This window comes from Gillisella terrae (genome assembly GCF_004801395.1).
Lineage (GTDB): Bacteria > Pseudomonadota > Alphaproteobacteria > Rhizobiales > Rhizobiaceae > Allorhizobium > Allorhizobium terrae.
Genome location: NZ_SSOA01000009.1, coordinates 82,134 through 96,923 on the forward strand (window position 1 = coordinate 82,134; position 14,790 = coordinate 96,923).

The 14,790-nt window shown below is 56.1% G+C and carries 10 protein-coding genes; 2 read left to right on the forward strand and 8 right to left on the reverse strand.

The annotated features are described in order from the left end of the window. Positions 1 to 5: 5 nt before the first annotated feature. Positions 6 to 2,543 carry a hypothetical protein gene (locus tag E6C51_RS15530; protein ID WP_190236632.1) on the reverse strand — a complete coding sequence of 846 codons (2,538 nt, stop codon included), beginning with the start codon at positions 2,541 to 2,543 and terminating at the stop codon, positions 6 to 8. Positions 2,544 to 2,946: 403 nt separating this feature from the next. On the opposite strand from E6C51_RS15530, the gene E6C51_RS15535 reads away from it, so the two are divergent. Then, complete coding sequence (locus E6C51_RS15535; RefSeq protein ID WP_190236633.1) at positions 2,947 to 4,107, forward strand: alpha-hydroxy acid oxidase; 1,161 nt, start codon at positions 2,947 to 2,949, stop codon at positions 4,105 to 4,107. Positions 4,108 to 4,158: 51 nt separating this feature from the next. Here the strand turns inward: E6C51_RS15535 and E6C51_RS15540 are convergent, their stop codons facing one another. The 6 genes from E6C51_RS15540 to E6C51_RS15565 form a co-directional block, all read right to left on the reverse strand. Continuing rightward, complete coding sequence (locus E6C51_RS15540) at positions 4,159 to 6,087, reverse strand: beta-galactosidase (protein ID WP_190236634.1); 1,929 nt, start codon at positions 6,085 to 6,087, stop codon at positions 4,159 to 4,161. After that, positions 6,087 to 7,184, reverse strand: coding sequence for an ABC transporter ATP-binding protein (locus tag E6C51_RS15545; RefSeq protein WP_190236635.1), 1,098 nt, complete (start codon positions 7,182 to 7,184; stop codon positions 6,087 to 6,089). Before E6C51_RS15545 ends, E6C51_RS15540 begins: the two co-directional genes overlap by 1 nt. Next, a complete protein-coding gene (locus E6C51_RS15550) occupies positions 7,177 to 9,279 on the reverse strand; it encodes an alpha-galactosidase (RefSeq protein ID WP_190236636.1) in 2,103 nt (700 codons plus the stop codon). The genes E6C51_RS15545 and E6C51_RS15550 overlap by 8 nt, the downstream gene beginning before the upstream one ends. Continuing rightward, positions 9,276 to 10,127, reverse strand: coding sequence for a carbohydrate ABC transporter permease (locus E6C51_RS15555; RefSeq protein ID WP_146935169.1), 852 nt, complete (start codon positions 10,125 to 10,127; stop codon positions 9,276 to 9,278). The genes E6C51_RS15550 and E6C51_RS15555 overlap by 4 nt, the downstream gene beginning before the upstream one ends. Then, positions 10,127 to 11,035: a carbohydrate ABC transporter permease gene (locus E6C51_RS15560; protein ID WP_190236637.1), complete on the reverse strand. Its 909-nt coding sequence runs from the start codon at positions 11,033 to 11,035 to the stop codon at positions 10,127 to 10,129. The genes E6C51_RS15555 and E6C51_RS15560 overlap by 1 nt, the downstream gene beginning before the upstream one ends. A 77-nt stretch (positions 11,036 to 11,112) precedes the next feature. After that, the gene (locus E6C51_RS15565) at positions 11,113 to 12,345 is read right to left on the reverse strand and encodes an ABC transporter substrate-binding protein (RefSeq protein WP_146935173.1); all 1,233 of its coding nucleotides are present in this window, start codon (positions 12,343 to 12,345) and stop codon (positions 11,113 to 11,115) included. A 192-nt stretch (positions 12,346 to 12,537) separates the two neighbouring features. Between E6C51_RS15565 and E6C51_RS15570 the strand changes: the two genes are divergently transcribed. Continuing rightward, positions 12,538 to 13,464, forward strand: coding sequence for a helix-turn-helix domain-containing protein (locus tag E6C51_RS15570; protein ID WP_190236638.1), 927 nt, complete (start codon positions 12,538 to 12,540; stop codon positions 13,462 to 13,464). A gap of 13 nt (positions 13,465 to 13,477) precedes the next feature. Here the strand turns inward: E6C51_RS15570 and E6C51_RS15575 are convergent, their stop codons facing one another. Further along, positions 13,478 to 14,761 carry an NAD(P)/FAD-dependent oxidoreductase gene (locus tag E6C51_RS15575; RefSeq protein ID WP_190236639.1) on the reverse strand — a complete coding sequence of 428 codons (1,284 nt, stop codon included), beginning with the start codon at positions 14,759 to 14,761 and terminating at the stop codon, positions 13,478 to 13,480. Positions 14,762 to 14,790 lie beyond the last annotated feature (29 nt).

The window sequence follows — 14,790 nt, forward strand, 5'->3', positions numbered from 1 at the left end:
CCCGATTATTGAATTTGTGTGCGTTGAAAAAGCGGACCCATCCCATCCGCAGGAGCCGCCTCACTGTCATAGGTCAGCGTGGGAACGGGCTGTTCATGCGCAAACGGCTGTTCCTCTTGCCCGATCAAAAACCGGCCATCGTAATTCAGCTGCAATGTCTCCGCCCCCGGAGGCGACACCCGCAGCACAAGGCTTTCAGCATCAAACCCGATGGGGGTTGCCCGCAATCGATCCATGAAAGCGGCAAAATCAGCCTCATTGCCGCTGCCTACCACGGCGACCCAACCGGAGATCGGCGTATTGCTGCGCACCTCGCGGCCTGCCATGGCCCCCGTCTCCATCATCTCAAGACCATGGCTGTTATAAAGACCGGCAAACCCGTGCGCTGATCGCGCAAAAAGCCAGTTTTTTTCCAAAATAATCTCGTCCAGACCATCGCGGCCGAGATAGGCATGGGTCAGAGGCAAGCGACTCTTGCGGCTGTCAAAAATCATCAAGGCAATATCGCGATGCTGGGCAACACGCGGCAAAATGCCGTTTCCAGCCCAATAGGATGGGCGTTGATGGCCCCACGGATCATCCTCGCCAGGATTGTTGATCCACAACCGCGCCATGGGGTGGCCAGCCAGCCGAATATCCAGCACATGCTGCTGGTGCCCACGGGTGCCGGTTTTATGGTCAACCACGGTGGAAAGCTGCGAGGCCTCGGTTTTGAACACCACCAGTTTGCCGCTTTCCAGCCCTTGCGCATAGCGCGCCTCGATACAGCGACCGGGGACGATGTGTGCCAATGCCTCAAGATCGGTGGGCGGCGTGTAGGATGACGCACAAAACATTGGCAAGGATGCCACGCCACCATTCAACCAGCCCTTGCCAAACGCCACCCAGGCAAAGGGCGCAAGCTCGGTCAGCGGACCAGCCCGCAACTCTTTATCATAGGCGCGACCTTGCGAGCCAGCAGGCACGCCCGCAAGCGTATGCAGCGCAATCATGCGGAAAATCAGATCGAGCTGATGGCGGGCGCGGCTGGCAATCTCGCTTGGCGCAAATTTCTCCAAAGCCAGCAGGCCAATAAAATCAATCGGGTAATAGGCCGCCGAGTTCCATTCGGCGAGACCGTGGGCCTCCACACTGTCAAACCATTTGTTCAGGCGCTCGACAGCAAGCGCCGCCTGCTCGCGCCCGACGCGCTGTGAAGCCGAAAACACCGAATCCGGCAGCAATTGCCCGGCCAGAAGCTGGCTTGTGTGAAAGCACAGCACATGGTTTTCACTCCAGAACCACATGGTGTCATTGCCCGGCTCATCCACCCAATAGCGATAGGACAGAACCGATTGCTGCACACGGTCTCGCAGATCATCAGGCAAAATCTCGGCAAAATCCGCCAGCAGCCACAGCAATGGCACCATGATAAAATCGGAGCAGTCCTTTCGCCAATCAATCGAATCCAGCGTATCATTCACCAATTGGCGGAGAATGGTTTGGTCGATCTCACCGCTGGCGGCCATGGCCAGAACCCGGCCAATGCGCGGCGCGCCGAAGCGGGCGGAATAAATCAGGGCCTCCCGCTTTCGCATCTCCAGCGTAGCAGCCCCCGGCGGCAGGGCCAGATCGGACATAAAGGCCGCATCGATTGTGCGGCTTACGGTGCCTGCCCCTTCCCCAAGCCGCAATCGTACCCCATGATAGCCGTCGGGCAAGTCATGCGTTTCGGGAATCAGCAGCCGTGTTGCGCCCGCCTTGAGCACCACGGTTTGCGACACCAAAATTGCGCGATCATGCCCGTGGCTGAAAACCTCAATCGCAACGGCTAGATCATTTTCAGGTGCCGCATCAAACATAAGCTCCAGCGGTTGGCGCACAAACACATCGCAAGACGGCCGCACACCGCGCACCAGCGCTTCCAGCCGGGCCAGTTCCGCACCATCAAGAGCCACCGGCAACACAACAGCAATCGGCTGCGGATCGGTGACCTCCAGCTCAACAAACCAGAATGTATCGCGCTCCGCCAGATCTTCCGTGTGTATCAGAATGTCGTTTTCACCCGCCACCAGCTGAAGCGACACATCTGTCACTGATTCGACATTGCGGCGAAAGGGCTCGAATCGCACCTGCTCATTGCCATTGACGAAGATGCGCACCCCGCCACAGGTCTTGACCCTCAAGCTCAAGCGGCGATCAGCATCAACCCGAAAACCACCTCTAAGCCAACGACGAACATGGTGAGGCACGTGCCAGAAATTGGTAAACTCAACCCGGCGATTGGCACCCGGCAGGTTGAGATGAGATGGCTCCCAAGACACATCCGGCGCAATGTCGCGCCCCACCATGGTTGCCCAGAAAGCCTTGCGACACGGCAGATCACCCACATCGACGAAGCCATTGATGAAACGGTAATTGGCGCGATCCTGCGCAACCGCAGCCTCGCCCGGAAAATAGGTGGCAGACAAATGCGACACAACCCAGGACGTGATTGTCTCACCATGGTGTACTACATACACGGGATCGTTATCGCCTTTTGTCAGCGGGTTAAAATGAGCCATGAACGCCTCCCTTCGATCATGAAATTATTTTATTGAACTTGGCGACATGATTTTCATAACATCAAACAATTTCAATTTTTTTGACGAAACTACGGGATGAATGCTTTGTCAAGTTGGAATTAAAGATGAATGAAGGGGCAAAGAGATGACTTTTAGCAATGAAAATTTATTCATTTGTTGTTTTTCTTACAGTCCTGAAACGCAAGTGCTGCTTCCAAATGCCCATCGCTCTGACAACGGATCAAAAACTGTGCGACGTTGTAAAGTGAAGACTGCGGCAAAATCTCTCTTGGCGGCACGGGGGTGGAAGCGCTACGACTGAGCATGGCCGAGCAGTCTTGCGCAGTCTTGCACCGTCTGCCTCAACCTTCGTGCGTGCAGTTATTAAGAGGAAGCCCATCCCATGCCTACCGCGCTTACAATTGATGATCTGAAGCGACAGGCCCGCCGCCGCGTGCCAAAAATGTTCTTTGATTATGCGGACAGTGGCGCATGGACAGAAAGCACGTATAACGCCAATGAAAGCGATTTTGGCAAAATCAAACTGCGCCAGCGGGTGCTGGTGGATATGACCAACCGTTCGCTGGCCAGCTCCATGATTGGCCAGCCGGTGACCATGCCGGTGGCAATTTCACCAACCGGCCTGACCGGAATGCAGCATGCCGATGGTGAAATTCTGGCCGCCGAAGCTGCCGAAGCCTTTGGCGTGCCTTTTACGCTTTCCACCATGAGCATTTGCTCGATCGAGGATGTGGCTTTACACACACGCAAGCCCTTCTGGTTTCAGCTCTATGTGATGAAAGACCGCGATTTCGTCAACAATCTCATTGATCGCGCCAAAGCCGCCAAATGCTCGGCGCTGGTGCTGACGCTGGATTTGCAGATTCTGGGACAACGCCACAAAGATCTTCGCAATGGTCTATCGGCACCACCCAAGTTTACGCCCAAGCATATCTGGCAAATGGCAACCCGCCCGCTATGGTGCATGGAGATGCTCAACACCAAGCGGCGCACCTTTGGCAACATCGTGGGCCATGCCAAGAATGTTTCAGATCTCTCCTCACTCGCCTCCTGGACCGCAGAGCAGTTTGATCCGAAATTGTCGTGGGCCGATGTGGCGTGGATCAAGGAGCGCTGGGGCGGCAAGCTGATCCTGAAGGGCATTCTGGATGAAGACGATGCCCGCGCCGCTGTCGATACGGGCGCGGATGCGATTATTGTGTCAAACCATGGCGGACGCCAGCTTGATGGCGCTGCGTCCTCCATCTCCATGCTACCGCGCATTGTGGCAGCGGTTGGCGACAAGATCGAAGTGCATATGGATGGCGGTATCCGCTCAGGCCAGGATGTTTTGAAAGCTGTCGCAATGGGTGCCAAGGGCACCTATATCGGCCGCCCCTTCCTTTATGGTCTGGGCGCTGGTGGCCGCGAAGGTGTGACGCGGGCGCTGGAAATCATCGCCAAAGAGATGGATGTGACCATGGCGCTCTGCGGCAAGCGATTGCTCAGCGACGTTGATGAGAGTATTTTGCTGGACAATCCTTACAAAGCGAAAGCTCTATAAAGCCAAACGGACAAAAGCCCTGCACGTGACCGTGCAGGGCTTTTTCAAATCTTACTTCCACACCGCAACATCTTGCGGCTGGAGCACCCGATCACCCAGCACAAAGGTGCCGGACACCGGAACAGTCCACGCTTGCGAGCCATAATTAAAGGCAAAGGTCAAATTGCCACGGCGACGGATGCGGATATGGGCTGGCACATCCAGCGTTTGCAGACCCGCCTTGTTGGCAACATGCGCCAAGGTGGAGGACAGCAGCGCCTCATCGGGCCAGCAGGCCAGATAATAATGGCCGTTGTTGCCCGTCAAAGCCGGATCACCATTTTCAAACGTGCCAAGCACCTCGGCTGAGGTTTGCAGATATTCGCGCCAGCGAATGGCCTCGCCAGACACCGCTCCGCTGACCTCATCCCCCAATCCCGGGCGAAGGGATGCCACCTGCGTTTGACGGGTGCCGGTCAAAGGTGCCAATGGGCCAGGAGGCAGATTTTCAGGAATACGGAACTGGCGATCACGCGAGCCAGAGCGTGGACCATAGAGCACAACGGCATCGGTGTTTTTGAAGGCCGCAAGCGCGCTGTCATCCACCTGCATCAGGCATGGCACAACCACCAGCTTGTAGCCCGACAGATCATCACCCGGACGCACAAAATCCACGTCCAGTCCCAGTCTGCGCAAGCCCTCGTACCAGCGAAACGCCAGTTCTTCATAGCGGAAATCCTTGCCTTGCGGCTGGATCATGGTCGCCCAATAGCTGGCGTAATCATGCACCAGCGCAACCGAGGCTTTTTGCCCTTCAGGAAGGGGGCCGAGCGCTGCCAATTCCTTGGCAACCTGCATGGCTTCCAGGCCACCCACCGACCATTCATCCAGACCGGGCAGATTAAGGCCCGCATGCATTTGCTCTTGCGCAAACGGGGCCTGCCGCCAGCGGAAATAGCTGACAACCTCTGCCCCATGGGCCAAAGCTTCCCACGTCCACAGCCGCACCATGCCGGGCTTGGGCACCGGGTTCCATGGTGCCCAATTGACCGGGCCGGGCTGCTGTTCCATCACCCAGAAACGGCCTTTGCCGACCCCGCGATAGAGATCGTGATGGAAAGGGGCAATGTCGGGATGGGAGGTTTCGGCCCAGCGGTTACGCTCTTCTTCGGTGAAGGGGAATTTCTCCACAAAACCAATCGGGTAACTATCCCAAGACGCGAGATCGAGATTGTCACCGACCTTGAAGTGGTCAAAATCCGAGACAAAGCCCATGAAATTATGGGTCACCCAGCGACCGGGCGCATATTTTCGGATAATCTCCACCTGCATTTTATCATAGGCGGCCACCTGATCGGACGAAAATCGCCAGAAATCCAGCCGCTGGGCCGGATTGGGTTCTGTCACGGTCAAAGTCGGCAGCTCAACCTCATCAAAGCTGTTGAATTCCATCGACCAGAACACGGAAGCCCAAGCTTCATTCAGCTGATCAGTGGTTTGATAGCGCAGCCGCAGCCAGCGGCGAAACGCCTTCAGATCTTCCTTGCCCCAAGACACTGTGGTGTCATGGCAACCATATTCATTGTCCGTTTGCCAACCAACGATGCCGGGATGCTCACCATATCTTTTGGCAACAATCTCAACAATGCGTGCGCTCTCCTTCCACCATATTTCAGAAGAAAAGCTGTAATGGCGGCGAGAGCCAAAGCCGCGCACTTTGCCATCAGCATCATAGGGGGCAATCTCTGGAAATTCATCCATCAGCCATTTTGGCGGGGTGGCGGTGGGCGTACCCATCACCACTTTCAGGCCCGCCGCATGCAACACGTCAATGGCGCGATCCAGCCACTCGAACGAGAACTCACCCCGGCGTTTTTCCAGCCGCGACCAAGCAAATTCGCCCACACGGACAAAGGATATGCCAAGCTCAACCATGCGCTTGGCATCGAGCTCCCATTGGCTTTCTGGCCAATGCTCTGGATAATAACAAACGCCCAGCATTATCGTGTCAAATCCCCATTGATAACCGCTTGTCCCGCCTCGTCAAACAAATGGCAGGCGCGTGCATTCAAGCCGATGGTTAGCATTTCGCCCGGTTTTGTCGCGGCCAAGCCGCCAGCCTTGACGGCCAATTCGTTGTCAGCATCGAGTGTTACGAAAAACAGCGTTTCAGAACCCAGATATTCAGCCAGACGCACCGGCGTTTGCAAGGTCAGATCACCTTGGCCGGTGGCATCGATATGTTCCGGGCGGATGCCCAGCGTCATTTTGCCCGCCTTGATGGTTTTGCCTTGGCCATCAAGGGTGATCAGGGCACCGCCGGGCAAAGTGACGGCAATCTTGCCGCCATCCGCAGGGGCCACCGTGACCGACACAAAGTTCATCTTGGGCGAGCCGATAAAGCCTGCGACAAAGAGATTGTTGGGGCGATGATAAAGCTCCAGCGGCGATCCCACCTGCTCGATCTTGCCAGCCGAGAGCACCACAATCTTGGTGGCCATGGTCATGGCCTCCACCTGATCGTGGGTGACGTAAATCATCGTCGCCTGCAAATCCTGATGCAGTTTCGACAGCTCGGTGCGCATTTGCACACGAAGCGCGGCATCAAGATTGGAGAGTGGCTCGTCAAACAAAAACACATCGGGCTTGCGCACAATGGCGCGGCCAATGGCCACGCGCTGGCGCTGACCACCCGACAATTGCCCCGGCTTGCGATCCAGCAGCGCATCGAGCTGCAAGAGCTTTGCCGCCACATTGGTGCGCTCAGCAATCAGCTCTTTGGAATGGCCGGTCATTTTCAAACCAAAGCCGATATTGTCGCGCACGGTCATATGCGGATAAAGCGCATAGGACTGAAACACCATGGCCACACCGCGCTCAGACGGGCCAACCTTGGTCATGTCCTTGCCGCCGATTTCCAAGGTGCCGGAGGAAACCTCTTCCAGCCCGGCAATGGCGCGCAGCAGCGTGGATTTGCCGCAGCCCGATGGGCCAACAAACACGCAGAACTCGCCGTCCTTCACTTCAAGGTCAACGCCTTTGATGACACTCAACGCGCCAAAATTCTTTGTGACACCTTTCAGACGCACGTCAGCCATGGTGTTTTCCTTCCTCAATCAGTTCAATTTCGAGCAGCAAGGCGCTTTCCGGCCGCAGCATCGGCAGCGGCAAACCACTCTTTGCCAGATCCTTGCCTTCAAAGCTTACCTCGCCTGCCAGCAAGCGCTTTTGCCCCTCAGAAATGCGGATAAAATTCGGCTCGGCTGGGTGAACCGCTGCAATACGGAAGCGTCCACCAGCCGCGATAACATGCTCTGGCAGTGTCAACGGCTCTGGCTGTTCTGCCACCATTTGCGGGCCTTGGGCAACGAAGACGGCAAGCTTCTCAGCGCTTGCCGCACCCCAGACGTAACGTCCATCTTTTGGCTCCATCCGGAAATTGGCACCCTTCGCATGCAAAAGATCGCGCAGGCGCTTATGGGTGGCGATGTAGCCTTTCAGCTCTTCGCGCTCTAGCCCTTCCAGCTCCAGCGGGTTCAGCTCCACACCCAGATGATAGGCCATGGCCACCAGCGCCCGGAACGCCAGCGTGTGACGCCGATCGGTCTGGTGGTTGGGCGATGCTGAAATGTGGCTGCCCAAAATTTCCGGCGGCACAAAATGGGATGCCCCGCGCTGAATCTCTAACCGCTCCAGTGCATCGGTGCAATCGGATGTCCATACACGGTGGGTGCGCGCCAGCGCGCCATAATCAATCCGGCCACCGCCAGAGGCGCAGCTTTCAATCTCAACGGCTGGATGGGCGGCACGAATGCGATCCATCAATGCGTAGACGGCGCGGGTCTGGGCGGCAATTTTTGCCTTGCCATCGCGCCCGCCTGCATGGGTCAGGTCGCGGTTCATGTCCCACTTGACGTAAGAGATGGCATGACCTGCCAAAACCGCGTTGATCTTTTCAAACAGGTAATCGCTCACCTCCTGCCGGGTCAAATCCAGCACCAGCTGGTTGCGCGACAAAAGCAGCGGACGCCCTTCGACCTGCAAGACCCAATCAGGGTGAGCTTTATAAAGCTCCGACACCGGATTGATCATCTCCGGCTCGAACCAGATGCCAAATTGCATGCCAAGACCGGTGACATGATCGACCAGTGGTTTCAGACCGTCAGGATATTTGCGAGCATCAATATCCCAATCGCCAAGGCTGGTGGTGTCATCATCGCGTTTGCCAAACCAGCCATCGTCCAGCACAAAGCGCTCGATGCCAAGCTCGGCGGCAGAGGTCGCCTGCGCTTTCAGCGAGTCCATCTGGTGATCGAAATAATTGCCTTCCCAGGTGTTCAGCGTCACCGGACGCGCACTCATTTGGCCACCATGCCATGTCAAAAGATCATTGCGCACGAAAGCATGGAAGGCAGCGCTGTCTGGCCCGACATAGGCGACCGGGCTTTGATAGCGCTCACCGGGGGCCAAAATCATTTCGCCGGGTTCAAACAGCTCGCCCATATGCACAAGGCGGCGGCCATCATCCAGCCGATCAATCACGGCCTGGTGGTTGCCGCTCCAGCCGAGTGTGACGCCAAAATTTTGCCCTTCGCCTTCAAGGCGCAGCATGGGGAAACGATCATGCGAGGTGCGGCCACGGCGGCTTTCCTGCGCCCAGATGCCATTGCCCAAGGTCTCGCTGCGGGTTTGAAACTCACGCCCCCACATGCCGGAAAAGCTGGTGACATCCACTTTGCCCGCAGGCACCAGAAAACTGGCCGCCATGCAGCGGTCGAGCACATAATCAGAGCTGCCAAGATTTTGCAGCTCGGTTGCCATGGAGATCACGCCAGACGCAAAGACCTCAAGACGAATGGCAATCGAGATCGCTGCAACCTTGTCGGAAGCACTAAACACCGTGACATTGCCGCTGGTTTTGCTGGTCCAGCCAGAAAACTGCAAAATGAAGTCACGCCCCATGCGGTGGCCGACAATGGCAGGCCAGCCGAAATAGCCCATGCCGCCGGTGGGCAACAGCACGGCAGACGGCACAGCCTCATCCATACCATTGACGCGGCTGGAGCGTTCAACCTCAAAAAGAGAAGACGCGTTGAGCGCGGCACCAAAGGCCAGAATTTCCGGCATGCCGGCTTCCGGCAACCGAAGGCTCAGCGCGCAGGCGCCGGACCCAATAGAAACAATCTCACTCATCCCTTGGTCGCTCCAAGCGTTAGACCGGCAATGAAATGCCGCTGCATCAGGAAAAACATCGCAACTGGCGGAAGGGCTGCGACAATCGAGCCTGCCGACACCAGATTCCAGGCCGCAACCCATTGACCATTCAAGGTAAACAGACCGGCCGTAACCGGCATGGCGCTTTGGCTCTGCACCAGAACGGTGGCCCAGAAATAGTCATTCCACACGAAGGTGAAAACCAGAACCGAGAGGGCCGCAATGGCGGGCCGCATCAAGGGCAGCACGATATGGACAAAAATCCGCCACTCGGAGACACCTTCAACCCGCGCCGATTCAATCAGCGCAAACGGCAGGCCTTTGATGAAATTGCGCATGAACAGCGTGCAAAAGCCGGTTTGAAAGGCCACATGAAACAGCACAAGCCCCGTGACCGTATCATAAAGCCCCATTTTGAGGGTCATGTCGCGCACCGGCACCATGAGGATCTGAAACGGAATGAAGTTACCGGCCACAAACAGGAAAAACAGAAACAGATTGCCCTTGAACTTATAGGTCGCCAGCGCAAAACCTGTGAGGCAGGACAGCGCCACAGCGCCAATGACCGTTGGAATGGTGATCTTGAACGAGTTGAGGATATACCAGCCAATGGGCGAGTTCTCAAAAACGGCGCTGTAATTTTCAACACCGGCAAAGCCGGAGGGAATGCCGAAATAATTGCCAGCCGCCAAATCGCCTGCGGGCCTGATCGAAGTAAGCGCCACGCCAATCAAGGGCAGCAGCCACAGCACCAGCGCCACCGGCAAGAACAGCTTATAGCCAATCCGCACAACGGGGCTGGCTTTTTGAATCGGTGTCGGAAACATCAGGAATTCCTTTCCTGAGACAACATGCGAACAATGAACAGCGTGATGAACACCATCATGATCAGGAACAGCACCACGGCAATGGCCGCACCATAGCCCATGCGGAAGCCGTATTCCGAGAGCGCCTCTTCATACATGTAATAGGACAGAACCCGGCTGGAGCCGTAAGGCCCGCCTGCGGTCATGATGGATACAAGATCAAACGAGCGCAGCGCGCCAATCACCGTCACCACCATGGCAATGAAGGTTGCCGGTGCCAGCTGCGGCAGAATGATATTTTTCAACAGCGACCAGCCCTTGGCACCATCCATGCGCGCGGCTTCAACCTGTTCCGGATTGATGTTGTTGAGACCCGTCAGGTAAAGGATCATGCAATAGGCCGTCTGCGGCCAGAGGCCCGCGACGATAATCCCATACGTGACATAGCGCTCATCCGCCAGCACCGCAAAATCCACACCGGTGAGATGCTTGAGCAGAACGGAGAACAGGCCGAAATTGGGCGCATAAAACCAGGTGAAGATCAGACCAACAACAACCTGACTGATAACAAATGGAAAGAAAAACAAAGATTTATAGACGCGAATGCCTGTGACCGTTTGATTGAGAAACAGAGCAACGGCAAGACCGGCCGGAATAGCCAGCAGATACAGAACCAGCCAGATCACATTGTTTTTGAGCGACGTGTAAAAGGCATCATCGGTCAGCAATTCCTTGTAATTGCCGAGACCAATCCAGACCTTGGGGCCCAGACCATCCCAGTCAAAAAAGCTGATCCAGACGGACTGGAAAATGGGCAGGATGACGTAGATGATAAACATCACAATGCCCGGAGCCAAAAACAGCATGGGCGCAATGCGCTGCTGGTTACGCTTCCAGAAGCCGGAAGACGGTGTGGCGGTATCGCTCATGACGAGCACCTCCAGAATAGGACAAACATAAAACCGGATGCCGCACAAAGCAGCACCCGGTCCTTGGGAGGATGAGGTTATTTATAGACCCGCTGACGGACCTTATCGAGGCGGGCCAGGATCTGGTCGATCTTGTCAGGCTTGACCATGAACTCCTGGAAGCCTTCCATGCCTGCCTTGGCCATATCGGCCTGGGCATCGCGGTCATAGAACTGCGCGAGCGCCTTGGCGTTGGACAACATGGTGAAGCCCTGCTCCAAAATCGGATCTGACGGCTTGGTCGCCTTGTTGTTGACGGGTAGCTGACCAAGAATCTCGTTGATCTTGGTCTGGGCTTCAGGGGTTGCAAGATAGGCAAGGAATACCTTGGCATCAGCCTTGTTCTTGGCCTTGGCCGGAATGTGGAACGTGTCGGTCGGCGCTTCTTCCGCAACCGGAAGACCGGGGGTGATTTCCGGGAATTGCAAGAAACCGATCTGATCTTCCTTCAGACCACCGATCTTCATGGTGGCAACGGCAAAATTGCCCATCAGATACATGGCAGCCTTGCCCTGCACGAATTGCGGCATGGCATCCTGCCAGTCAATGGCGGCATGATTGTTGATGAAATAGCCTGGCTTGACCAGCTCAGCCCATTTTTCAAACACGGCCTTCACGCGCGGATCGGTGTAAGGCACCTTGCCGGAGGTCAGCTGCATATGGAAATCATAGCCGTTGACGCGCAGATCGAGATAATCGAACCAGCCAGCCGTTGGCCACAGAGCCTTGGTGCCGATGGTAAACGGCGTAATGCCAGCCTTCTTCAGCTTTTCGCAAGCGGCGAGCAGCTCGGCCCAGGTCTTGGGCGGGGTAATGCCTTGAGCTGCAAAAATGTCTTTGCGGTAGTAAATACCCCACTGATAGTAGGTGTAAGGCACGCCCCACTTCTTGCCGTCAATGGTCATCGAGGGTGCGGCAGACTTCAGCTGCTCATCCAGCCCATTGGCAGCCCAGATATCGCTGACATCTTCAAACATGCCTGCCTTGACGAAAGGCTCCATTCGATTGCCCGCATACCAGGCCATAACGTCCGGCGCATCAGCGGTCAAAAAGTTACGCACCGCAGCTTTGTAGCCTTCGTGGTCGAAATTATTCCACTTAACGGTGATATCGGGATGTTTCTTCTGAAAATCCGAAATCATCTCTTCCATGGCCTTCTTCGGCACAGGGTCGGACTGGTCGGAGTTCAAGGTGATCTGGCCAGCATAAGCACCAGTCGAAATCAGAGCTGCCGAAATGGCAAGCCCGCTGAGGCTTTTAGAAAAATTCATAGCTTCCTCCCTGTGGGTTCAGACGGACCGGAAACAACTCCGCCCATCGTCATCTGCATCATCCATTCTTGCGCTTTTTCGCAAAACCCGGTCCCTCCGAGGGTATTTCGCGAAACTGGCTTGATCATTTCCGCAATAGCCGTAATGATCTACCAGATTTTCCAGAAATATTTCCGGTATCCTAAGATCACCATGAGCAATACCCCTATCATCAACAGGTATGAATCCGTTCCCGTCCACCCGGAGTTGAATCCGGCCCATCCTCTGGTGGTTTTTGGCGATCATCGCTTTTGCGCGGGCGAAATGCTGGAAGTGCAAAAAATGACTGGCCCGCATATGCACAGTCAGATCGAGCTGAATTTTGTGCTGCAAGGCGATATGACCTATTGGTTCGACGGGCGTGAACTGACTGTCTCCGAGGGGCGGCTTTGCCTGTTTTGGGGCATGATCCCCCATCAGGTGATTGATCGACGCGAAGGCACTCTGTTTATTTGCCTCTATGTACCCATGTCGGTGTTTTTGGGACTGGCCAGCCTCAGCCGGTTTCGCGATGCGGTATTTCGTGGCGCGGTGATTGAGGCTCTGGACATCCGACCCTGGGATCGCGAGGTGTTTTCGCGCTGGCGCGAGGAACTTTTATCCGGCGATGAAGGGGCGATTGAAATTGTCCGCTCAGAGCTGACCGCCCGGGTGATGCGCATTGAACGTGAAGGCTGGCAAGATCTGCGTGAACAAGGCTCGGCGCTGGCAAGCCTTGGCAAACGCAGCGACGACTGGGTGCCGCATGTGGAAAAAATGCTGCGCTTTATTGGCGAACATGCACCCGGCAATATTTCTGCCGAGGATGTTGGGCGCGCTGCGGGACTGCATCCCAATTATGCCATGGGATTGTTCAAGCGGGCGGTGGGCATGACCATCAATCAGGCCATTGTCCGCCACCGGCTGGATACCGCCCAATCCTTGCTGATTGCCACAGATTTGCCAATCACCGAAGTGGCGTTTGAATCCGGCTTTGGCTCACTTTCGACCTTTTACGACGCCTTTCAGCGGCGATTTCTGGAAAAACCAGTGCAATATCGTCGCCGGATGCGCCTGAAAGGCGGCAAACAGGCTGCGTGACAAAACGTATGCGTTAAAATCGGCCTTCCACCAGATGGGCAACCTGGGCACCCATCTCATAATAGGCCTCTTTGAGGGTGCGAAACGGCACCACCTCCAGCGCGGTAAGCGGCAATGGCAAGTCCTCTTCACCGATCTTGCCCAACACCAGATCGGCCAATGTTTTGCCAAATGTTGTCCCCGGCGCGATTCCACGGCCATTATAGCCAGAGAAGCCAACAACCCGATTATCAAACCGATGAAACCGCGGAACGGCATCTTTGGTCATGCCAATCTGGCCATACCATTCTGCCTCAAACTCCAGCGCGCCAAGCTGCGGAAACAGCCGTTTAAGGCTGCGTTTGGCCCAGGCGCGGTGCACAGCCGCTCCGCTGTTGCGCAAGGCACCAACGCTGCCAAACACCAGCCGCCCAGCCTGATCCATTCGGAAGGACGATAAAATCTCTTTGGTATCCCAGCAGCCTTCGCGATTGGGCAAAATCGAACGGCGCAGATTATCGCTCAGTGGTTTTGTGGCAAAATTAAAATAGGGCAAATGCACCTGCTCTTGCCGAACGCGCTGCCAAGGGCCGGTGGAATAAGCATCGGTGGCGACAATAACCCATTGGCAGGACACGCTGCCACGGGCGGTTTCCACCAGCCAATCCTCGCCTTGTTTGCGCGCATCAATCACGGCACTTGATGTAAACAGCTTTGCTCCGGCATGAAGCACGGCATGGGCCAGGCCGCGTGCATAGGCCAAAGGCTGCAAGGTACCAGCCCGCGGATCAAACAGGGCACCAGCATAACCAGAGCTACCAACCCGCCTCGCCGTTTCCTCAGCATCCAGCAATTGAACCGGCGCACCACGCGCCGACCATTGCTGATGGCGCTGACGCAGCTCTTGCAGGCCTTCCTCGCCCACGGCCAAATGCAGAGTGCCGTTGGTTTGCAATTCACACTCGATCCGGTGCTTTTCAATCACCTCCCGCACCAGAAGCGGTGCCTGGCTCAATTGTGAAAGCGCGCGCTCGCCATGCTCAGCCCCTAACACTTTGGGCACATCATCAGGCATCACCCACATGCCGCCGTTGATGAGGCCAACATTGCGGCCAGCGCCGCCAAAGCCAGCTTCAACCGCTTCCAAAACAACCACCGACATGCCGGCCTCAGTCAGATGCAGTGCCGCCGACAGGCCGGTATAACCTGCCCCGACAACCACGACATCCGCCAGCAATTGCGCATCCAGAATGGATGTTGCCGGAGCAACCGGGGCTGTTTTTTCCCAAAGCCCATGAGAACGCGAATTGCCGAGCATTGCCTTGCCTCTTACTGTGGGTGTTGTTG